This is a genomic window from Mesorhizobium shangrilense, assembly GCF_040537815.1.
Lineage (GTDB): Bacteria > Pseudomonadota > Alphaproteobacteria > Rhizobiales > Rhizobiaceae > Mesorhizobium > Mesorhizobium shangrilense.
The window spans coordinates 429,996-451,555 of sequence record NZ_JBEWSZ010000002.1 but is presented as its reverse complement, the minus strand read 5'-3'; the positions used below and the strand labels follow the sequence as shown (position 1 = coordinate 451,555).

Genomic DNA, 21,560 nt, shown 5'->3' with positions numbered 1-21,560 from the left:
ATTAGGTTGCGATAAAATTCTTTCCCTGGCGAAGCCCCCGTCGCCGAAACCGGAAGCCGACGACCTCACGTCCAAAGATCGCCCTGACGGCCCCTTCGGCCGCCGCGACCGCGAGGCGCCCGCATCCCGGACAAGCGTGAGGACCTACATGTCAGAGCAAGATTCCAACAGATCCGGCGGCATCTGGCTGCTTGTGCTTTTCGGCCTGATCCTGATGATCATCGGCCTGCCGCTGCTCTATGGCGGCGTTCAACTGGTTGGCCTTGGCGGCTCCTGGTACTACGCGCTGGCCGGCGTCGGCATCATCATTTCCGGCTTCCTGTTCGTCTTGCGCCGCCAGGCAGGCTTCTGGCTCTACATCCTGATCTTCCTCGCCACCATCGCCTGGGCGCTATGGGAAGCCGGCCTGAGTTTCTGGCCGCTGGTGCCAAGGCTGGTCGCGCCCGCCGTGCTCGCGGTGATCGCCCTTCTGCTGGCCCCACTGTTCCCGTCATCAACAGGCGGCAAGCGAGGCCCGTTCGCTCTCGCCGGCCTTCTCGTGCTGGCGCTGATCGCAACCGGCGCCTACGCCTTTCAGCCACATGGGGTGATCCGCAACACGGTGGCCGTCGCCACCATCGCCCCCGCCCCCGCCGCTGCGAATACCGACTGGCGCCATTATGGCCGCACACCCGCCGGCACCCGCTACGCACCGATCGACCAGATCACCAAGGACAACGTAAAGGACCTCAAGGTCGCCTGGACCTTCCGCACCGGCGATATCCCGACCAAGGGCGCAGAAGACCAGAACACGCCGCTGCAGGTGGCCGACACGGTCTACACCTGCTCCTCGCACAATATCGTCAACGCACTCAACGCCGAGACCGGCGAACCGCGCTGGACATTCGACCCCAAGGCGTCGGCGCCGCTATGGCAGCGCTGCCGTGGCGTGAGCTACTATGAGCCCGCAGCAGCAACGGCGGCACCTGCCGCCGACGGCACCACAACGACAACGCCGCCCGCCCCTGTATCGGCAGCGTGCGCCGGCCGCATCGTCATGACCACCATCGACGCCCGGCTGATCGAGATCGACGCCAGGACCGGCCAGCCCTGCCAGGATTTTGGCCAGGGCGGTACTGTCGATCTCAAGCACGGCATGGGCGAGGTCAAGCCCGGCTTCTACTTCCAGACGTCTGCTCCCACCGTCATGCGCGATCTCATCATGATCGGCGGCTGGGTCTGGGACAATGTCGAGACCGGCGAACCGTCCGGCGCCATCCGGGCCTTCAGCGCCAGGACTGGCGAACTGGTCTGGGCATGGGACCTCGGCAATCCCGCCATCACCAAGCTGCCGCCCGATGGCCAGAGCTACACGCGCGGCACGCCCAACGTCTGGTCGACGCCGAGCTATGATGACGCGCTCGGCCTTGTCTATCTGCCGACCGGAAACGCTACGCCCGACTTCTTCGGCGCCGAACGCAGCAAGGCGGCGGAAGACTACACCGCCTCGGTCGTGGCGCTCGACATCGCCACCGGCCGCGAACGCTGGAAGTTCCAGACCGTGCATCACGATCTATGGGACTATGACCTTCCCTCGCAGCCGGCGCTCTATGACGTTCCGGACGGCAAGGGCGGCAAGGTGCCGGCGCTGATCCAGGTGACCAAGCGCGGCCAGATCTTCATGCTCGACCGCCGCGACGGCAAGCCGATCGCCGAGGTCCAGGAAAAGCCGGTGCCGCAGAATGGCGGCGCCAAGGAGGACTTCCTGTCGCCGACGCAGCCCTACTCGGTCGGCATGCCCTCGATCGGTGACGAGCCGTTCACCGAAGCCCACATGTGGGGCGCTACCCCCTTCGACCAGCTCTATTGCCGCATCGGCTTCAAGAAGCTGCGCTATGACGGCGAGTTCACGCCTCCCGGCCTGACCCGCTCGCTGCAATATCCCGGCTACTATGGCGGCATGAACTGGGGCAGCGCCTCGGTCGACGAGGCCAATGGCACCTTGATCGTCAACGATATCCGCATGCCGCAATTCGTGCAGTTGCTGCCGCGCGCCGAAGCCGACGCCTATGGTCCCTCGGCGGCGCATGACGGGCTGGGGACACAGCTCGGCACGCCCTATGGCGCGCTCAAGAACGGCTTCATGTCGCCGCTCGGCGTGCCCTGCCACCAGCCGCCCTACGGCACGATAACAGCCATCGACCTGAACACGCGAAAACTCGTCTGGCAGGTTCCGGCCGGCACGCTGCAGGACACCGGCCCGCTCGGCCTGAAGACCGGCGTGCCGATCCCTATCGGCATGCCTTCGCTCGGCGGCCCGATCACGACGGCGGGCGGCCTCGTCTTCTATGCCGGCACGCAGGACTACTATCTGCGCGCCATCGACGTCGCCACCGGCGAGGAACTCTGGAAAGGCCGGCTGCCGGTCGGCGCGCAGGCGACACCGATGACCTACACGTCGCCGGAAAGCGGCCGCCAGTTCGTCGTCGTCTCGGCGGGCGGCTCGCGCCAGTCGCCCGATCGCGGCGACTACATCATCGCCTATGCCCTGCCGAAGGCGCCATGATCCGGAAAGGCTTGTTCCTCGGATGATCAACCGACGGGGCGCCTAAGGCGCGCTGTTTGCGATCTGCCCCACGCTTTCTGCATTGCTGCATTGCAGCAATATACATTGCGCGGGGCATGGATTCTCGCGCAGTCTAAAAATTGAACCGATTCATTCCGGACGCACCATGCCCCTGCCGATCCTTGCGCTTGCCATTGCGTCCTTCTGCATCGGCACCACCGAATTCGTCATCATGGGCCTGCTGCCGGAGGTCGCCGCCGACCTCGGCGTGTCCATTCCCTCGGCCGGCCTGCTGGTCACCGGCTATGCGCTGGGCGTCGTTTTCGGCGCCCCGATCGTTGCGATGGCCACCGCGCATCTGCCGCGCAAGCCGGTGCTCGTCGGGCTCGCAGCACTCTTCGTGGTCGGCAATCTGTTCTGCGCCATCGCCCCCAATTACTGGATGCTGATGGCCGCCCGCGTCTTCACCGCCTTCGGCCACGGCGCCTTCTTCGGCATCGGCTCGGTCGTCGCCGCGAGCCTGGTGCCGCGTAACAAGCGGGCGAGCGCCATCGCGCTGATGTTTGCCGGACTGACCCTGGCCAACATCCTTGGCGTGCCCGCCGGCACGGCACTTGGCGAAGCCTTCGGCTGGCGCGCCACCTTCGTTGCCGTGGTCGGCATCGGCCTGATCTCGGTCGCCGCAATCGCCTGGCTGGTACCGTCTGATGTCGCCGAGCCGAGCGGCGGCGGCCTGCGTGGCGAGCTGCGCGTTCTCGGCAAACTGCAGGTGTGGCTGGCGATGCTGATCGCGGCCCTGGCCTCCGCCAGCCTGTTTGCCGTCTTCACCTACATCAAGCCCTACCTCATCGAGGTGTCCGGCCTGTCCACATCAGCGGTCACCTGGGTGCTCCTGCTGTTCGGCGCCGGCATGACGATCGGCAACATCATCGGCGGCCGGCTGGCCGACTGGAAACTTATGCCGACGGTGATCGGCACCCTGCTGTTGCTGGCGGTGCTGTTTGTCGGCTTCATGGAGTTCGGCGCGATAGCAAGCGTGGCCATCGGCATCGTCTTCCTGTGGGGCCTGCTCATCTTCGTCGTCGTGCCGCCCTTGCAGATCCGTGTCGTCGAAGCGGCGTCCGAAGGGCCGAACCTTGCCGCCACGCTGAACCAGGGCGCCTTCAATGTCGGCAATGCCAGCGGCGCCTGGATTGGCGGCGTGGCGCTGTCCTGGGGCGTATCCTACGCCAATCTGCCGCTGGTCGGCGCGGCACTCGCCCTGCTGGCAGTCACCGTCGCTGTACTGTCGCAGGCACTGGATCGTCGGATGCCGGTGGCGCAACCTGCCGAATAGTGCGCCCATAAGCGACAAACTGGGCCTATCGACAACGGCCTCGCCGACGGGCATGTCTTCTCGCCTGTTGAAGGAGGAAGTCATGCAGAAATCGATCGAACGCGTTGCCGGCGACGCCGAGGGCGTTTCCTACGAGTTCCCGGTGTTCCGCTTCACCGGCACCGACAAATCAGCACCGTCGGCCTACCTGCAGGCCGCCCTCCATGCGGGCGAACTTCCGGGCGTCGTCGCCATCGACGCACTGATGCCGATGCTCGACAAGGCTGAAGCCGAAGGCCGCATCAAGGGCTCGTTGACGATCGTGCCTTGGGCCAACCCGATCGGCCGCGCCCAATACCATTTCGGCGAGCACCAGGGTCGCTTCCACCTGGGCACCCGCACCAATTTCAACCGTGGCTTCCCGCTGTTGCCCGCGCCCGACACCGCACTTTTGCCTGACACCACGCTTGGCACTGCCGACCAGCGGCTGAAGAGCCGGCTGGTGCAGCTATCGCTCGGCCACGACATCGTGCTCGACCTGCATTGCGACGACGAGGGCCTCGCCTATCTCTACATCCACACCAGCCTGTGGCCGGCAATGGCCGACTGCGCCGCCGCCATGGGCGTCGACGGGGTGCTGCTATGGAGTGAGGACGCCGACGGCACGTTCGAGGGCGCCGCGATCATGCCCTACCAGAACGCGCCGGCCGATGTGGCGAAGCTCGACCGCCGTGTCGCCACCACCGTCGAATATCGCGGCATCCTCGATGTCGACGGCGCCCTGGCCGCCTCCGACGCCGAAGGACTTTATCGCCTCCTCGTGGTGCGTGGCGCGATCACCGACACCACCCTGCCCGCGCCCGGTCCGTTCACCGGCCTTGCCGCGCCACTTGAAAACATCGACATGATGCCGGCGCCCCGGGCCGGCGCCGTCCTCTATGATGTGAAGCCCGGCGATCGCGTCGCCAAGGGCGCGCGCCTTGCCACCATCGTCCACACGCCGGGCGAAGCCGGCGGGCGTACCGAGATCTTTGCGCCACAGGATGGCCTCATCCTGACGCGGCGCTCCCGCCGCATCATCCGCGCCGGCGAAGACCTTTTGAAGCTCGTCGGTGACAGGAAGAGCGCCGACGCACGGTCGGGAACGCTGGAGGACTGAGCATGATCCCGAAAAGTGGAAGTCCGGTTTTCGGAAAGATCATGCTCTAACAAGAGATCGAGCCCCACCCCGATTCAATCGGGATGGAACAGGCGCTGACAGGCGCGCGGCTCCGCATTGAATCCAGTTGCGTGACCGCTCAATCGCCGCTATGGGAATCGCCATGAACATGCGTTCGATCAAGACCATCTGGTGGTGGGCCTGCTGACAGCGGCCTGTTCGAACGCGTGCGCGTGAAAATAGAAGGTGGCCGCAACGGAATATCCGGGCGGCCATTTGTTTTTTCCAAGCCAAATCCCGGGTCCGTTGCCCCAAGAAGCTGAAAATATCCAAGACGCTGATGGAGACGGCAATGACGACGATGAAAGTTCTGGAAAACGGCGCCGAACAGTTCGTGACCGCGGGTGGCGTGACCATCACCCGCGAGCGTCATGACCGGCCCTACGAAGGCGCGATCGATGCCTATGTCGACGGGCTGAATTCGCGCCGGGGCGCGGTGTTTTCCTCGAACTACGAATATCCCGGTCGCTACACGCGATGGGACACCGCCATCATCGACCCGCCGCTGGTGATCTCCGCACGCGGCCGCGCCATGCGCATCGAGGCGCTGAACGGCCGTGGCGAGGCGTTGCTGCCGATCCTCGGTAGGACACTCGGCGGCCTCGCCGAGGTGACGATCACCGAGACGTCGAAAAAGCTCATCCGCCTCGACGTCGCCAAGCCCGGCCGTGTCTTCACCGAGGAGGAGCGCAGCCGCGTTCCCTCGGTCTTCACCGTGCTGCGCGCCATCACGGCGCTGTTCAAGACCGCGGAAGATGCCAATCTCGGTCTCTACGGCGCCTTCGGCTACGATCTCGCCTTCCAGTTCGACCCGGTCGACCACAAGCTTGAGCGCAAGGAGAGCCAGCGCGACCTCGTGCTGTTCCTGCCCGACGAGATCCTGGTCGTCGACCATTATTCGGCCAAGGCCTGGACCGACCGCTACGACTATTCCGGTGACGGGTTTTCGACGGAAGGACTGCCGCGCGACGAAGTCGTCGAGCCATTCAAAAGCCCCGACCGCATTCCGCCGCGCGGCGATCATGAACCTGGTGAATATGCCAACATCGTGCGCAAGGCGATGGATTCGTTCAAGCGCGGCGACCTGTTCGAGGTCGTGCCCGGCCAGATGTTCTACGAGCGCTGCGAGACGGCTCCGTCCGATATCTCCCGCAAGCTCAAGGCCATCAACCCTTCGCCCTACTCCTTCTTCATCAATCTGGGCGAAGGCGAATATTTGATCGGCGCCTCGCCCGAAATGTTCGTGCGCGTCAACGGCCGCCGCATCGAAACCTGCCCGATCTCCGGCACGATCAAGCGCGGCGACGACGCCATTTCCGACTCGGAGCAGATCCTCAAGCTGCTCAACTCGAAGAAGGACGAGTCCGAGCTCACCATGTGCTCGGACGTCGACCGCAACGACAAGTCGCGGGTCTGCGAGCCGGGCTCGGTGCGCGTCATCGGCCGCCGCCAGATCGAGATGTATTCGCGCCTGATCCACACCGTCGACCATATCGAGGGCCGGCTGCGCGAAGGCATGGACGCCTTCGACGCGTTTTTGTCGCATGCCTGGGCGGTCACCGTCACCGGCGCGCCAAAATTATGGGCTATGCGCTTCATCGAGCAGAACGAGAAGAGCCCGCGCGCGTGGTATGGCGGGGCGATCGGCATGGTCAACTTCAACGGTGACATGAACACCGGCTTGACCTTGCGCACCATCCGCATCAAGGACGGCATCGCGGAAGTGCGTGCCGGCGCCACGCTGCTCTTCGACAGCGTTCCCGAGGAAGAAGAAGCCGAAACCGAACTGAAGGCATCCGCCATGCTCTCCGCCATCCGCGACGCCAAGGCCGGCAACGCCGCCAGCACCGAGCGCACCACCGCGCGCGTCGGCGACGGTGTCAACATCCTGCTGGTCGACCACGAGGATAGTTTCGTCCACACGCTGGCCAACTATTTCCGCCAGACCGGCGCCAATGTCTCGACCGTGCGCACGCCGGTGCCCGAGGAAGTCTTCGACCGGCTGAAGCCCGACCTCGTCGTGCTTTCGCCCGGCCCTGGCACGCCCAAGGATTTCGATTGCGCCGCCACCATCAAGAAGGCGCGCGCCCGCGACCTGCCGATCTTCGGCGTCTGCCTTGGCCTGCAGGCGCTGGCCGAGGCCTATGGCGGCGAGTTACGGCAGCTGCACATACCGATGCACGGCAAGCCGTCGCGCATCCGCGTGTCGAAGCCGGGCATCATCTTCTCCGGCCTTCCCAAGGAAGTCACCGTCGGCCGCTACCACTCGATCTTCGCCGACCCGGTGCGGCTGCCCGACGATTTCATCGTCACGGCGGAGACCGAGGACGGCGTCATCATGGCCTTCGAGCACCGCAAGGAGCCGATCGCCGCGGTGCAGTTCCATCCGGAATCGATCATGACGCTCGGCCACAATGCCGGCATGCGCATCATCGAGAACATCGTCGCGCACCTGCCGCGCAAGGCCAAGGAAAAGGCAGCCTGACGATATGGTCGAAGCCGGTAACATGATGGCGATCGAGGCAAAGGCGGCGGCCAAGAAGAAGGTGGCAGCGCTCGCCTTCTGGTCGATCATCATTGCTGCCGTCGTGCTCGGCCTGAAGCTCGCCGCCTGGTATGTCACCGGCTCCGTGGCGCTCTATTCCGACGCGCTGGAATCGATCGTCAACGTCATCGCCTCGATCGCCGCCTTCTGGGCGATCCAGGTCAGCCACAAGCCGGCCGACCAGGATCACCCGTTCGGCCATCACAAGGCCGAATATTTTTCGGCCGTGCTCGAAGGCGTGCTGATCATCCTTGCGGCACTCCTGATCCTCAACGAAGTCTGGCGTTCCTGGCAAGCCTCCGCCCCTCTCGAACAGCCTTGGAAGGGCCTGGCCATCAACGGCGTAGCCACGGCGATCAACGCCTTCTGGGCCTGGCTGCTGATCCGCGCCGGCCGGGCGGAAAAGTCACCGGCGCTGATCGCCGACGGCAATCACATCATGACCGATGTGGTCACCTCGATCGGCGTCTTCGGCGGCCTGGTCGGTGCCATTCTCACCGGTTGGCATATCCTCGATCCGGCACTTGCCGTCATCGTGGCGCTGAACATCCTGTGGCAGGGCTGGCATGTCATCGGTTCGTCGATGAACGGTCTGATGGACCGCGCCGTCGACATGCAGGAACACATCCACATCCGCGACATCATCTCGGCCAACTGCAAGGGCGCGCTGGAAGTCCACGACCTGAAGACCCGCATCGCCGGCCGCGCCACCTTCATCGAGTTCCATCTGGTTGTCGATGCCGACATGTCGGTCGGCGCCAGCCACGTCATCTGCGACCGCATCGAGGACGCGCTGAGGGCCGAAATCCCCTCGGTTCGCGTTATCATCCATGTCGAGCCCGAGGAAGAAGCCAAGCTGCCCAAGGGCACGACGGCCGTTCCGTTCGCGTAACCTCACGTTGGCTTGCGATTTGCCAAGGTCTGTCGAGATTCAGGTCAGGCCGAGCCGAGAATGGTGGCTTCCGAGAACCGGAGCGGAGCGTACTTTAAGTACGTGAGCACCGGAAGCGCAGGAAGCCGCGATTCGCAGGCCGGCATCACCTGAATATCGGCATGCCTTACGGCGCGCAGGCCGACTGCGGCATTGGCTGCAGGCGGTAGACCTTGTCGTCGGATTTCGTCTTGCCGTCGGCCGCCTTCGAACAGAGGTCGACGACCGGGAGCCCGCTGTTGGGGTTGGCCAGCATCATGGTTCCATCGGCGCCGCGGCGCAGGAAGATTTCCTTCTGTGTGACGTCGCAGGAGAAGTCGCTCATCTTGGCGCTCGCCGCGCAACGCCATTGGTCCGCCTCGCCCTGGCAGGAATAGATCTGCGTGACCTTGCCCGACTTCTGCCGCGTGGTCACCGACACGGCAATATCGGCGCCATCCGGCCAGTTGGAAGCATCGCCATCCTTGGCGAACGAGGCCAGTTCAAGTGGTCCTCGGAAAACCCGGATCGACTGCGTGATCTGGCCGGCATGACCAGCCATATGCGCATCATCATAGTCGTGGCCATAGCAAAACGCCTGGTCCGGCTTCAGCCGCTCGCGCAGCGGTGCGCCGAGCGCCGGATCGATCGGATCGATGCGCGCGAACTCGGCCTTGCAGGTCGCTGACGGCATCGGGTCCAGAAGGAAGCCGTCATCCTCCTTGCCCAGCGCCTGCTTGTTGTATTCGGCGGTGCCCAGTTCTTCCTCCGACCCCGCATCGAGATAGAGATCGGGCTGCACATCCGAGACGACAAGGCGGCCCTTGTCATCGACTTTCAGCGACGCCAAGGTGCGGTCGCAATCCATGCCGCAGTGGATGCCGCTGGATTTGTCATTGGGATCTTGCCTATTGCACCAGCCACCGGCCCAGTCGGGCTTACTGGCGCCGCGCACGGTCGTCGTCATAAAGGCGTTGTAGGATGTGTCGGAACCGGGCGCCGGCTCCTCGTTCGGACGGCTGACCGGATCATGGCCGTAGTAGAAGAAAATCCGGGCCACCTTCTGCTGCGGGTGCGCCTTGAGATGGGCGGCATCATAGACGCGCCCGAAACAGGCATCCTTGCCGTCCGGGCTGAGTTCGCTGAGCTTGGGCGCGTCATCGGCGAAGGCCGCGCAGGGCAATATGGCAAGCAGCGCCGTGCCAAACCCGGCGCCCAGAATTGCCTTCAACGCCATGTGACCCCTCCTCGCATCGACAGGACGCTGTTCCATTTTATGCTAGGATCGTGGTTGGGGCCACGCAATTCGTGGGAGACGGGCACAGGAGGAGGATGCGATGCGACGTCGCGACATTTTTCGCGTGGTTCTTGCCGGAGCAGGAACGCTTCTCGGCCTGCGAACGGCGGCAGCGGCCACGGCGGAAGAGAAGCCCAAGGTCGCCTACCATCTGAGCGACGTCGACAAGGTCGGCTTCGTGCTCGGCAACATCAAAAACCATTATGAGGGCACAGGCGGCAATGTCGAGATCGTGCTGGTCGTGCATGGCCCCGCACTTGCCGCCTTCAAGTCGAAGAGCGCTTCCGGGGCCATCTCCAGCCGTCTCTCCGGCCTGACCCAGCAAGGCCTCAGCCCCTATGCCTGCGCCAACACCATGCGGGGCATGGACATAGCGCTGACCGACCTGCTCGACGGTTTTCATGCCGCCGACAGGGGCGGTGTCGTCAAGCTCGCCGAACTGCAACGCCAGGGCTATGCGTATCTGCGGCCATAGTGCACAGTCTTGAGAAGGCCGGGAACAGCCAGGCTCATTGGAAATCCCTGGAGGAATTGCGGTGCCGCAAAACACGCTCTCGATCCCCGATCTCGCCGGCAAGGCGGTGCTCGTCACCGGCGCCTCGACTGGGATAGGGGCAGCATTGGCACTGGCCTATGCCGCGCAAAAAAGCCGGGTTGCGCTGCACTACAATTCGAGCCGGCAAGCAGCCGAGACACTTGCCGGCACCATCCGTGACGGCGGCGGCGAGGTGTTTCTCGTCCAGGGCGATTTTTCGGTGCCTGCCGATGTCGAGCGTGTCGTCGAGGACAGCGCTGGGCATTTCGGCCGGCTCGATGGCCTGGTCAACAATGCCGGCGGCATGCTCGGCCGCGTGCCTTATGCGGAGCAGACCGAGGCGCATTACGATGCGGTGATGGACCTCAACGCCCGCTCCGTGCTGACCGCCTCGCGCAAGGCGATACCGTGGCTGAAGAAACAGGGCGGCTTCATCGTCAACACATCCTCGATCGCCGCGCGCAACGGCGCCGGCGGCGGCGCCGGGCTCTACGGTTCGGCCAAGGCCTTCGTCTCCAATGTGACGCGCGGCATGGCCAAGGAACTGATCGGCTTTGGCATACGCGTCAACGCGGTGGCGCCCGGAACCATCGCCACCCCTTTCCATGAGCGCTATTCGACCGACGAACAGATGAAGGGCATGGTCGCCACCATCCCGCAGGGTCGCGCCGGCACGGCGCAGGATTGCGTCGGCGCCTATCTGTTCCTCTCCTCCGATCTCCTGAGCGGCTACATCACCGGTCAGGTGATCGAGGTGAATGGCGGCCAGTTGATGCCTTGAACCGCGAACTGCATACTGGCGGCTCGCATGCTGTCGGAGGCTTTGAAGGGAGACAAATGGAATGTACGGACTGATCGGCAAGATGCGGGCGACGCGCGGCCAGCGCGATGCTGTGATGGACATCCTGCGTGCCAGCACCGGCGCGCTGCCGGGATGCCTGAGCTATGTGATCGCCAGGGACCCGGCCGACGCCGACGCGATCTGGGTGACGGAGGTGTGGACGGACGCCGCCAGCCACAAGGCATCGCTGCAGCTGCCGGAAGTGCAGGCAGCCATCGCCGAGGCACGCCAGATGATTGCCGGCATGGAATTCCGCATAGAAACTCACCCCGTGGGCGGCTTCGGCCTGTCTCCCGCCAAGACCGATTGACGCCAAGGCGCGTCCACTTCGGCGCCGCTATCCCTTCGTCATGCATGCTCCAGGGCCGCGTCGGCGTCCATGACGATGCGCGCGCGTCCGGCATTCACGAGCAGCCGCATATGGTGATAGCGCATCAGATAGCGCGCCACGATGGCAGCCGCCGCCAGCCCCGCGAGCGCCCCCACGCCAAGCGCCCAACGCGGGCCGAAACTGTCGGCCACCCAGCCGACGATCGGCGCGCCGATGGGCGTACCGCCGAGCGTGATGGCCAGCAATATGGCCATGACGCGGCCGCGCATGGCCGGTTCGGTCGACAGCTGCACCAGGCTGATCGTCGAGGTGGTGACGGTCTGCGCGGAAACGCCGATGACGATGAGCGAGAGGCCGAACAGCCAGTAGTTGGGCATGAGCGCGGCCAACGCAAAGCCAAAACCGAAGACCGCCGCGCCAGCCAGAAGGAACACCATGCGGGGCTGCTCGCGCCGGGCGGCGAGCAATGCGCCGGCGACCGAGCCGATCGCCATCGTCGACGTCAGCAGCCCGTACTGGCTTGCCCCCGCATGAAAGACCGAGACGGACATGGTCGAGATGAAGATCGGAAAATTCAGCCCGAACGTGCCGATCAGGAACAGCATGAAAAGGATGGCCTTGAGGTCGGGACGGCCCCATACATAGGCAAAGCCCTCGACAAGACTGCCCTTCGTTCGCTGTGCTTTGTCCTTCAGGTGAAGCTCGCCGACACGCAACAAGCCAAGCGAGGCAAGCACGGCTGCAAACGACGCCGCATTGATGAGAAACACCCAGCCCGAGCCGACGGAAGCGATGAGGGTACCGGCGACGGCCGGGCCAATCATCCGCGCCGCGTTGAACGAGGTGGAGTTCAGCGCCACTGCATTCGACAGGTCGGCCTCGCCGACCAGGTCGGAGACGAATGTCTGGCGCGCCGGCGAGTCGAACGCGGTCGCGCAGCCAAGCAGGAACGCGAACAGATAGACATGCCACAACTGGACAAGCCCGGTGATGGTGAGCAGGCCAAGGCCGAGCGCGAGCAGGCCCATGGCGCCTTGCGTGACCAGCAGCAGCTTGCGACGGTCGAGATGATCGGCGGCAAAGCCGGTCCATGGCAAAAGCAAGATCTGCGGCGCGAACTGCAGCGCCATTACCACGCCCATGGCGGTCGCATTGTTGTGGGTCAGTTGGGTCAGCACCACCCAGTCCTGGGCGGTGCGCTGCATCCACGTCCCGACATTGGACACGATCGCGCCGCCGGCCCAGAGCCGGTAGTTGAAGCCGGCTAACGAACGAAACGTGCCCTTGGCGGGATCGCTCATCCGTCGACGGGAGAGTTACCGCCGTTGAAGCGGCCGAAGTGGCGTGCCGTAAACAATCCGATCAGGAGAGCCCCCAGTCCCAGCGCGACGACATCAGCCGTGGAGCGCAGATCGAAGTCGCCGACGCGGATCACCAGCAGATAGCAGATCACCAGGTTCAGGAATCCCCACAGCACATTGACGGTCGAGGAGGAATGCCCCTCGCCGCGCGGCGTGGCGAAAGGGCTTTGAAAGGGCCGCCCCATCACCCCGCTGACAAAATGCGGCACGGCATTCGTCAGGAAAGCGCCGCCAAACAGGTAGGATACATAATCGATCCATTGCATCGTCAGGCACTCCTTTTCGCCAAGAGATCGAGGATGTCCCGCGTCGTGCCGGTTTCACCCAGCCTCGGAAAGACATGCGCGATGCTGCTGGCATGGGTATCGAGATTGGTGTCGGTCATGGCATCGACGGCGAGCGTGACGTTGAAGCCGAGATCGCGGGCATGGCGCGCAGTCGCCTCGACGCCCATGCTGGTGGCGATGCCGACGATCACCACCTGGGTGACACCCTCGCCCTTTAGCCAGGCTTCGAGATCCGTGTTGACGAAAGCGCCCGCCGTGCGCTTGGTCACCGTGTGATCTGTCGGTTGCTGCTTCAGTTCGGGGACAAGATCAGCCCAGCCCTGGGGAAAGGCGCCTACGCGAGGTGGATGTTCGGTTCGACCAGGAGGCGCGCCGGCAACGTTGACGAGCACGACTGGCAAGCCGCGACTGCGGAACGCATCCGCCAGTATGCTTGCTTGCCTCACGACCTCGCTGGTCGGATGGGCGGTGGGAAACGCGACGATGCCTTTTTGCAGGTCGATAACGACAAGCGCCGTCTTCTGGTCAAGCGTGGTCACTGCCATGGTGTTCCTTTCGGCGACCGGAACGGCGCGCACATATGGATGGTGATCAGGAGGCGGCGAGCCGCTTGAGCAATTCGATGGCATCAGCCAATTGCTCCTGCTCCTCGCGATCAAGATTCGTCTGGATGGCGCGGAACAGCCAGTCCTGGCGGGCTGCGCGCCCGGCCGTAATCATCTCGCGGCAGGCGGGCGTCAGCGAGAGGATGGTCTGCCGGCCATCGCTCGGATCCGGTGCACCATCCACCAGACCGGCCACTTCCAACTTTGAGACGATGGCGCCCATCGATTGCGGGCGCATGTTCTGGGCCCGCGCCAGTACCGTGACTGTCGCTGGACCTTCACGTTCCAGATGCAGCAGCATCGACTTCTGCGAGGAGGTCAGGTCACCGACATCGGCCTGCTCACGCAGACGCCGTTTCAGCCTGCTGACCACGACCCGAAGCTCTTCCGCGACAGCCAGGGCGCGCGCGGCATCGGGATCATTCTGGTGGTTGCGATCATCATTCATAGCGACGTTCTCGCATATATGAATGTAAACTGCAAAGTTTACCTTCATATATGCAGTCACAAGGCCGTGATGCCCGCCTCCTGCATGGCAGCCCATCTCGTGGTCGATGTGGTGCTGAATCTTACCGCTCCCCGGAAAACTTCTCGGACAGGAAGTCGATGAAGACGCGCACCTTCGGCGAAAGGTAGCGATTGGACGGCCACAACATCCTGAACTGGCCGCTTCCATCGACATGCTCGTCGAGAAGGCTGCGCAAAGTGCCGGCGGCCAGCGCATCGCGCACCAGGAAATCCGGCATGCAGCCGATGCCGAGGCCGCTGATCGTCGCGCCCTTCAAGGCCTCCATATTGTTGCAGGTCAGCACGGTACGGGTCTCCACCTCCGCGCCCATGGTCAGCGGCCATTCCTGCACCTTGCCGCTGTTGGGAAAACGAAAGCGGATGCCCAGATGATACCGCAGATCGTCCGGCGTCGCTGGGACGCCATGGCGCTCGAGGTAGGATGGAGCCGCGCACAGATGCAGGCGGAAAGGACCGAGAGGCCGCGCCAGCAGCCGCGAATCCGGCAGGTCGCCGCTTCGGATGGCAACATCGATGCCCTCCTCGATGATATCGACAATGTGGTCGTTGAAGTCGATGTCGAGTTCGATGTCCGGATAGCGCGCCATGAACGCGGGCAGCACCGGCAACAGTATATGGTAGGTGACGATCGGCGTTGAGACACGAAGCCGGCCATGCGGCGTCTCGCGCGTTCGCGACAGCATCGCCTCGGCATCGTCTATGTCATCGAGGATGCGGCGGACCCGTTCATTGAACAGGCTCCCCTCCTCGGTCAGTCCGATCCGTCGGGTGCTGCGCTGAAGCAGGCGCACGCCGAGTTCCTGCTCCAGCCTGGCAACACTCTTGCCGACCGCCGAGGCGGAGAGGCCGAGCACCCGGCCCGCGGCGACGAAGCTGCCGAGCTCGGCGGTACGGGCAAAGGCCAAAAGGCCGCTGAGACGATCCATAAATCCATCCATTCGAGCGTTTCATTCCGGGATGAATGGAGATTTACCACCATTCTGCTGGGAATGTCGCCGGCCTACCTTGTTGGCAGAGGTCAGCCGCAGGCCTTGCGATGCCGGCGGCCGCGAAAAATTCTCCTTCAGGACAGGAAAATCCATGACGTTAAAAAACCGATCCGCCGGCGCGGCGCAGCGCTGGCTCGTCCTTCTCTCGGTATGCCTGGCCGCGATGACGATGCCGCTGACCTTCATCGGGCCGGCTGTTGCCCTGTCGCGCATCGCCGGCGAATTGGGCGGCGGCCCGATCGAACTCAACTGGGTGACGAACGCCTTCATGCTGACCTTCGGCGCCAGCCTGATGGCGCTTGGCGCTCTCGCCGACAATCATGGCCGCAAGCGGATATTCCTGTCCGGCCTGTTCACCTATGTCCTCGCCTCGCTGGCTGCGATGCTGGCACCTGACATCGTCTGGTTCGATGTCTTCAGGGCGGCTCAGGGCATCGGCAGCGCGGCGGCATTTGCCGGCGGCGCATCGGCCCTCGCCCAGGAATTCGAAGGACCAACCCAGTTGCGTGCGTTCAGCCTGCTTGGCACCAGCTTCGGCATCGGGCTCGCCTTTGGGCCGATCGCTTGCGGCATGCTCATCGATGCCTTCGGCTGGCGTTCGATCTTCCTTCTCGTCGTCGGGTTGGCGGTCGTGGCTTTCATCCTCGGCGCGCGCCATCTCCGCGAATCCCGAGACCCGGATGCGGCAGGCGTTGACTGGCCAGGCGCCGCCACCTTCACGCTGGCACTCGCATCGCTCACCTATGGCGTGCTCGGCGCCCCGCAAAGCGGCTGGACGAGCCCCTTCGTGCTGGCACTGCTCACCGTTGCCGTGCTTTTCCTGGCAGCCTTCGTCGTCGTTGAACGGCGCGTGCGCCGGCCGATGTTGGATCTCACGCTGTTTCGCTATCCGCGTTTCGTCGGCGTTCAGCTTCTGGCCGCCGCCCCCGCCTACGCCTTCGTGGTGCTGCTGGTGCTGTTGCCGATCCGCTTCATCGGCATTGAGGGCATGACCGAGGTCCAGGCCGGGCAAATGATGATCAGCCTGTCGGGGCCCTTGCTGGTCCTGCCGATGCTTGCCGGCCTTTTGGCGCGCTCGGTCGCACCGGCCACGCTCTGTGGCATCGGCCTGCTCATTGCTGCGGTCGGGCTCGTCTGGCTCAGCCAGGTTCCGGCTGGCAGTCTCGCGGTGGTGGCTCCGCTCCTGGCAATCGGTATCGGCATCAGCCTGCCATGGGGGTTGATGGACGGGTTGGCCGTCAGCGTCGTGCCCAAGGAGCGCGCAGGAATGGCTGTAGGCATCTTCAACACCACCCGCATCGCTTCCGAGGGTGTAGCCCTGGCAATCGTCAGCGCGGCTCTTTCCGGTTTCACAGCCGCGCAGCTCGCCGCGCGAGGCGTTGCCTCGAACGCAACCGAAGCGGCCCAGTTGCTCGTCACCGGCAATCTTGGTTCCGCCGCGACGAAGAGCCTGCCGCAAGCCGACCAAGCCATGCTGGTCCACGCTTACGAGACCGCCTTCGACATCCTGCTGATGGTGTTGGCAACCGTCACCGTCGTGACCGCTATCGTCGTCTTCCTCGGTCTTCGGCGCGGACCGGCGTCTGAACAAGAGCCGCCTGCTCTGGAGGCGTGCCAGGAAGCGTAGCCGGCGATGTCAGGCGATCACCAGGCTCGAAATGAGATCGCCGTCCAGCTTGAAGGTCATGTCACCTTCGCCGTTGAAGCCATTGCCGGTGACGGCAATGCGCACGCGGCAGGCGCCCTTGGACGCGGCGATGCTGACGATGCGCAGCCTGGACTGAACCCCGATATTGTCGGTTTCGTTCCACTGGGCGATCTGCTGGCGGCCGCGGAACTTGCGACCCCAGTCGATCAGCACGGCATCGTTGGTGAAAATGCTCAGAAAGGCTTCCGTGTCACCTTCATTGGTCGCCTCGACAAAGCGGTGGATGGGACAGTTCGTATCCATCAGTCGAGCCGGTGCATGAGGTCGTCGTCCAGCCAGCGGGCGAAGAAATAGACCAGCTGCTTGTGCCACCATGGCCAGTCATGGCTGACATCGCCGCCCCAATAGTCGACCCAAGCGGGAATGTGCTTGTCGCGCAGGATCTGCTCCAGCGCCCGTGTCTCGACCAGCATGCGCTCTTCCCAGGCGCCCTGCCCGCAGCAGAAGATCAGCCTGAGCGCCTTCAGCCGGCCAAGCAGCTTCTGGTCGACAATGCCAGGCAGGTAGTCGAGCGGCGAGTTGAAGAAGATCTCGCCGTCGAGCGCCTTGCCGAAGAAATCGCGGCTCGAATAGACGCCCGACAGGGCGATGACGCCGCTGGCCAGTTCGGGAAAACGGAAGACGAAGTTCGACGAATGATAGCCGCCCATCGAGCAGCCGCAGAACAGCGGCTTCAAGTTCCGCCCGCCATTGGCTTTGGCGGCTGTCGACACCAGCTCCGGTAACGCCTCCTCGCGCACATAGCGGAAATAGGCTTCGTGGCGGCCGATGCGGTGGGCGGCATCGGCATGCTTGTTGAAGAAGGATTCCGAATCGATGCCGTCCAGCGTGAACAACTGGATGCGGCCGGTGTCGATGAAATCGGCAAGTGCTGCGACCGCGCCGGAATCCTCGAACTGGTAGAAGCGCCCTTGCGAGGTCGGGAACACCACCACCGGGCGGCCGGCATGGCCGTAACGCTTGTATTCCATGTCGCGGCCGAGGTTACGGCTGAAACCCTTGTGGTAGGAAATGTCCATCGGGCCTATGCCTCTTCCGCATGGATGTAATCGACGGCGGCGCGCAGCGCCTCTGGGTCTTTCGACCGCATCTGGTAGGCGTAATTTCCCATGGCGCGGCTGAAAACCTCTTCGATGGCCTGGTGGTGGACGATCTTGTCGCCATGCGCGGCCAGCACGTCCTCGTGACCATGCAGATACGCCAGGTGCCGCTTGCGGCTGGCATAGGCGGTGAAATACTTGCCCTCGTAGGGTCCGCCGGCGGCATCCTTCACCACCATGTCGGCCCACGCGGCATAGACGTCGATGTCGAACGTGTAATTGATGGCGTCCGTCATCCAGGCGCCGGGCGGACGCATGTTGACCTCGAGCGCGATGACACGGTCGTCCGTGGTCTGGAACAGCTCGATATGGAAGAAGCGCTCGCGAACGTCGAATGCTTTCAGAATCTTGCGGCCAGCCTCCTCGACTGCCGGGTTGATCCGGGGAAAGCAGATATAGCTCATATGCCGGTCCCTGTTGACCACATCCATCACGCTCTGGTCGTAGCGATGGCTGGCCGCGAGCACCACCTCGCCGTCCCTGTTAACCAGCCCGTCGAAGGTCACTACCAACCCCTCGATAAACTGCTCCATGACGAAGTTCACATTCGCCGGCTTTTCCTTGAAGAACTGGTCAAGTTCCCTGGCGCTTGAAATCTTGTAGGTGTTCGAGGCGCCGGAGCCGGAATCCGGCTTGACCACGACGGGATAGCCGACGCGGCGGATGAAGGTCATGGCCCCGGCGCGATCGGAGCATTTGCGCTGTGGGATGGTCTCGACGCCGCTCTTGCGGAAGAAAGCGCGCATGCGGCTCTTGCGCTTCAGGTTCTTCACGAAATCGAGCTTGGTGCCATAGATGTTGAAATCGGTGCGGATGTTGGCTTCCAGCTCCAGCCAGTGCTCGTTGAGCGACTCGAAGCGGTCGATGCGGCCCCATTTGTGGATGAAATGACCGATCGCCCGGAACACGGCGTCATAGTCCTCCATGTCGGGGATGCGGTAGTATTCCGACAGAGCCGCCCTCAGCTTGCCGTCCAGCGCATCGAAGGGCGCATCACCAATGCCGAGCACGGCGGCGCCGGCCTTCTTCAGCCGATCGCAGAAATCGGCGCCATTGGTGGGAAAATGCGGCGAGAAGAACACGAAGTTCATGGACGACCCCTCCTGGCCGGCGAGGCCGCGAGGCCTCGCCGGCCGCCAAGTGTGGCGCATTTGCCGCGCATGGGAAAGAGTGTCCAGCACGGACCGCCCCGCAGCCCACTTGCCTCCCCTTGGCGGCTCCTGTATGAGAACCGCCATGAACACGCGCGCGCCCTCCGTCGCTTCCCGTCAGACCGGCTTTGCCGGCCAGACCGCGCGCGCGCTTGCTTCCACCCTGCTTCTTCTCGGCCTTATCGGCGATCGCCGGGCTCGCTGAAGGAGCGCCCGGCGGTCGAACCGCCGCTCACGCGCATGCTCCTTGGCAATTCACAATCAGCGAATGAAATCTGGTAAAGGCGCCGCTCGGCACCAAATCCGCCTGAAGGCGGACCCGCGAGCCGCCGGGAGACAAGACAATGAACGCACGCGAAGACATCCGCTCGAATGCCGCGGCAGCCGGCAATGACGCGGCCAAGGGTAGGCCAAGCGGCATGCCCGACGCCGTCCGAAAATACCAACCCTATCCGACTGTCGGCCTCGCCGACCGCACTTGGCCCTCGAAGGTCATCGGCAAGGCGCCGATCTGGTGCTCGGTCGACCTGCGCGACGGCAACCAGGCGCTGATCGACCCGATGGGCCACGAACGCAAGGCCCGCATGCTGGCCCTGCTGCTCGACATGGGCTTCAAGGAAATCGAGATCGGCTTCCCGTCGGCCTCGCAGACGGATTTCGACTTCGCCCGCTGGTGCATCGAAGAAGGCAATGTTCCCGACGATGTCGACCTGCAGGTGCTGGTGCAGTGCCGTCCCGAACTCATCACCCGAACCTTCGAGGCGCTCAAGGGGGCGAAGACCCCGATCGTGCACTTCTACAATTCGACCAGCGAGTTGCAGCGCCGCGTCGTCTTCGAGAAGGACGTCGCCGGCATCAAGCGGATTGCCACCGACGCCGCCAAGCTGATCACCGACATGGCGGCAAAGGCCGGCGGCGGCTACCGCTTCCAGTACTCGCCGGAAAGTTTTCCAGGCACCGAGCTCGAAGTGGCGCTGGAGATCTGCAACGCCGTCACCGAAATCGTCAGGCCGACGCCCGACAACAAGCTGATCGTCAACCTGCCGTCGACGGTCGAATCCTCGACGCCGAATGTCTATGCCGATCGCATCGAATGGATGATCCGGCACCTCGATAATCGCGACAACCTGATCATTTCGCTGCATCCCCACAATGATCGCGGCACCGGCGTCGCCGCCACCGAACTCGCCTTGATGGCCGGCGCCGACCGCGTCGAGGGCACCTTGTTCGGCAATGGCGAACGCACCGGCAATGTCGACATCGTCAACCTTGCGCTCAACATGTACACGCAAGGCGTCGATCCGGAACTGGACTGCTCCGACATCAACCGGATGAAGGACGTCTACGAATATTCGAACCAGTTGCGGATCCCTGAGCGCCATCCCTATGTCGGCGAACTCGTCTACACGGCTTTTTCCGGCTCGCACCAGGACGCCATCAACAAGGGCATGAAGGCGCTGAAGAAGGCCAACACAAGCCTGTGGGAAGTGCCGTATCTGCCGATCGACCCGGCCGACGTCGGCCGCAGCTACGAGGCGATCATCCGCATCAACTCGCAGTCAGGCAAGGGCGGTATCGCCTATGTGCTGCAGGCCGACCACGGCCTCAACCTGCCGCGCAACCTGCAGATCGAATTCAGCCAGGAGATCCAGGCGATCACCGATGCGGAAGGCAAGGAAGTGCCGGCCAAGCGGATCTACGAACGTTTCCTCGAAACTTACGTCGACCAGCCGGGCGCGCGCCTGAAATTCCTCGACCATCACACCTACCCGGACACCGAGGTCAAGGGCCGGCGCGTTGTCGAGGCGGTCATCCTCGACAACGGCAAGGAGGTGACGATATCCGGCACCGGAACCGGCCCGATCGACGGCTTCGTCGACGCGCTGTCACGCCATGTCGGCGTGGAGATGTCGGTGCTCGACTATTCCGAGCATTCGATGCAGCGCGGCTCGAACGCCTCGGCCATCTCCTATGTCGAGATGGAATATCCCGGCGGCAAGCTGTTCGGTGCCGGCATCAACACCAACATCGTGGCCGCCTCGCTGGAAGCCGTGGTGTCCGCCGCCAACCGGATTGTCGGCCGCAAGGCCGGCTGATCTTCCACGGTCCGGACGAGATGTAGGCATCACTTGCCAACAGCCTGATTTTCACATGACCCGGCAGACCAGATCGGTTTGCCGGGTCAGGGTGTTGACCACCGGAAAATTATCCGGTGAGGTACGTGATCACATAATATGACCGCGCTTGTACGCTGGTGCCGGACCTATATGATCAGACCTTAACCTGTGCCGAC

At 63.8% G+C, this 21,560-nt stretch carries 19 protein-coding genes; 10 read left to right on the top strand and 9 right to left on the bottom strand.

Going from position 1 to position 21,560, the window contains the following annotated elements; translation table 11 throughout:
- Window positions 1-148: 148 nt before the first annotated feature.
- From ABVQ20_RS26795 to ABVQ20_RS26775, 5 genes are all read left to right on the top strand, one after another.
- Complete coding sequence (locus ABVQ20_RS26795; RefSeq protein ID WP_354462667.1) at window positions 149-2,545, top strand: membrane-bound PQQ-dependent dehydrogenase, glucose/quinate/shikimate family; 2,397 nt, start codon at window positions 149-151, stop codon at window positions 2,543-2,545.
- Between the two features lie 166 nt (window positions 2,546-2,711).
- The gene (locus ABVQ20_RS26790) at window positions 2,712-3,881 is read left to right on the top strand and encodes an MFS transporter (protein WP_354462666.1); all 1,170 of its coding nucleotides are present in this window, start codon (window positions 2,712-2,714) and stop codon (window positions 3,879-3,881) included.
- A gap of 82 nt (window positions 3,882-3,963) precedes the next feature.
- A complete protein-coding gene (locus ABVQ20_RS26785) occupies window positions 3,964-5,019 on the top strand; it encodes a M14 family metallopeptidase (protein ID WP_354462665.1) in 1,056 nt (351 codons plus the stop codon).
- Between the two features lie 340 nt (window positions 5,020-5,359).
- On the top strand, window positions 5,360-7,564 hold the full coding sequence (locus ABVQ20_RS26780; protein ID WP_435528433.1) for an anthranilate synthase: 2,205 nt from the start codon (window positions 5,360-5,362) through the stop codon (window positions 7,562-7,564).
- Between the two features lie 4 nt (window positions 7,565-7,568).
- Window positions 7,569-8,516: a cation diffusion facilitator family transporter gene (locus ABVQ20_RS26775; protein WP_354462663.1), complete on the top strand. Its 948-nt coding sequence runs from the start codon at window positions 7,569-7,571 to the stop codon at window positions 8,514-8,516.
- 166 nt (window positions 8,517-8,682) lie between these two features.
- Here ABVQ20_RS26775 and ABVQ20_RS26770 read toward each other — a convergent pair whose 3' ends face one another.
- On the bottom strand, window positions 8,683-9,771 hold the full coding sequence (locus tag ABVQ20_RS26770) for a hypothetical protein (protein WP_354462662.1): 1,089 nt from the start codon (window positions 9,769-9,771) through the stop codon (window positions 8,683-8,685).
- A 100-nt stretch (window positions 9,772-9,871) separates the two neighbouring features.
- Here ABVQ20_RS26770 and ABVQ20_RS26765 point away from each other — a divergent pair, with 100 nt between their 5' ends.
- The 3 genes from ABVQ20_RS26765 (at window position 9,872) to ABVQ20_RS26755 (ending at window position 11,517) form a co-directional block, all read left to right on the top strand.
- Entirely contained in the window at window positions 9,872-10,306 is a 435-nt protein-coding gene (locus ABVQ20_RS26765) for a DsrE family protein (RefSeq protein ID WP_354462661.1), read from the top strand.
- Between the two features lie 61 nt (window positions 10,307-10,367).
- On the top strand, window positions 10,368-11,147 hold the full coding sequence (locus tag ABVQ20_RS26760; protein ID WP_354462660.1) for an SDR family NAD(P)-dependent oxidoreductase: 780 nt from the start codon (window positions 10,368-10,370) through the stop codon (window positions 11,145-11,147).
- Window positions 11,148-11,208: 61 nt separating this feature from the next.
- Window positions 11,209-11,517, top strand: coding sequence for a putative quinol monooxygenase (locus tag ABVQ20_RS26755; protein ID WP_354462659.1), 309 nt, complete (start codon window positions 11,209-11,211; stop codon window positions 11,515-11,517).
- 38 nt (window positions 11,518-11,555) lie between these two features.
- On the opposite strand, the gene ABVQ20_RS26750 is transcribed toward ABVQ20_RS26755, so the two are convergent.
- The 5 genes from ABVQ20_RS26750 to ABVQ20_RS26730 all read right to left on the bottom strand — a co-directional run bounded on the left by ABVQ20_RS26750 (window position 11,556) and on the right by ABVQ20_RS26730 (window position 15,245).
- Window positions 11,556-12,839 (bottom strand): MFS transporter, encoded by a 1,284-nt coding sequence (locus tag ABVQ20_RS26750; RefSeq protein WP_354462658.1) that lies wholly within the window; start codon window positions 12,837-12,839, stop codon window positions 11,556-11,558.
- Entirely contained in the window at window positions 12,836-13,165 is a 330-nt protein-coding gene (locus ABVQ20_RS26745) for a hypothetical protein (RefSeq protein WP_354462657.1), read from the bottom strand. Before ABVQ20_RS26745 ends, ABVQ20_RS26750 begins: the two co-directional genes overlap by 4 nt.
- 2 nt (window positions 13,166-13,167) lie before the next feature.
- The gene (locus ABVQ20_RS26740; RefSeq protein ID WP_354462656.1) at window positions 13,168-13,731 is read right to left on the bottom strand and encodes an isochorismatase family protein; all 564 of its coding nucleotides are present in this window, start codon (window positions 13,729-13,731) and stop codon (window positions 13,168-13,170) included.
- A 46-nt stretch (window positions 13,732-13,777) separates the two neighbouring features.
- Entirely contained in the window at window positions 13,778-14,239 is a 462-nt protein-coding gene (locus tag ABVQ20_RS26735; RefSeq protein ID WP_354463145.1) for a MarR family winged helix-turn-helix transcriptional regulator, read from the bottom strand.
- 121 nt (window positions 14,240-14,360) lie between these two features.
- Window positions 14,361-15,245, bottom strand: a complete 885-nt coding sequence (locus tag ABVQ20_RS26730) for a LysR family transcriptional regulator (RefSeq protein WP_354462655.1) — start codon at window positions 15,243-15,245, stop codon at window positions 14,361-14,363.
- A 154-nt stretch (window positions 15,246-15,399) separates the two neighbouring features.
- Here ABVQ20_RS26730 and ABVQ20_RS26725 point away from each other — a divergent pair, with 154 nt between their 5' ends.
- Window positions 15,400-16,935 (top strand): MFS transporter, encoded by a 1,536-nt coding sequence (locus tag ABVQ20_RS26725; RefSeq protein WP_354462654.1) that lies wholly within the window; start codon window positions 15,400-15,402, stop codon window positions 16,933-16,935.
- A gap of 9 nt (window positions 16,936-16,944) precedes the next feature.
- Here ABVQ20_RS26725 and ABVQ20_RS26720 read toward each other — a convergent pair whose 3' ends face one another.
- The 3 genes from ABVQ20_RS26720 to ABVQ20_RS26710 are packed head-to-tail and all read right to left on the bottom strand — an operon-like array spanning window position 16,945 to window position 19,207.
- Window positions 16,945-17,259 carry a nuclear transport factor 2 family protein gene (locus ABVQ20_RS26720; protein WP_354462653.1) on the bottom strand — a complete coding sequence of 105 codons (315 nt, stop codon included), beginning with the start codon at window positions 17,257-17,259 and terminating at the stop codon, window positions 16,945-16,947.
- Window positions 17,259-18,035: an esterase family protein gene (locus ABVQ20_RS26715; RefSeq protein ID WP_354462652.1), complete on the bottom strand. Its 777-nt coding sequence runs from the start codon at window positions 18,033-18,035 to the stop codon at window positions 17,259-17,261. The genes ABVQ20_RS26720 and ABVQ20_RS26715 overlap by 1 nt, the downstream gene beginning before the upstream one ends.
- Before the next feature lie 5 nt (window positions 18,036-18,040).
- Complete coding sequence (locus tag ABVQ20_RS26710; protein WP_354462651.1) at window positions 18,041-19,207, bottom strand: ATP-grasp domain-containing protein; 1,167 nt, start codon at window positions 19,205-19,207, stop codon at window positions 18,041-18,043.
- A gap of 479 nt (window positions 19,208-19,686) precedes the next feature.
- On the opposite strand from ABVQ20_RS26710, the gene leuA reads away from it, so the two are divergent.
- Entirely contained in the window at window positions 19,687-21,363 is a 1,677-nt protein-coding gene (leuA, locus tag ABVQ20_RS26705) for a 2-isopropylmalate synthase (RefSeq protein ID WP_354463144.1), read from the top strand.
- The last annotated feature ends 197 nt before the right edge of the window (window positions 21,364-21,560 follow it).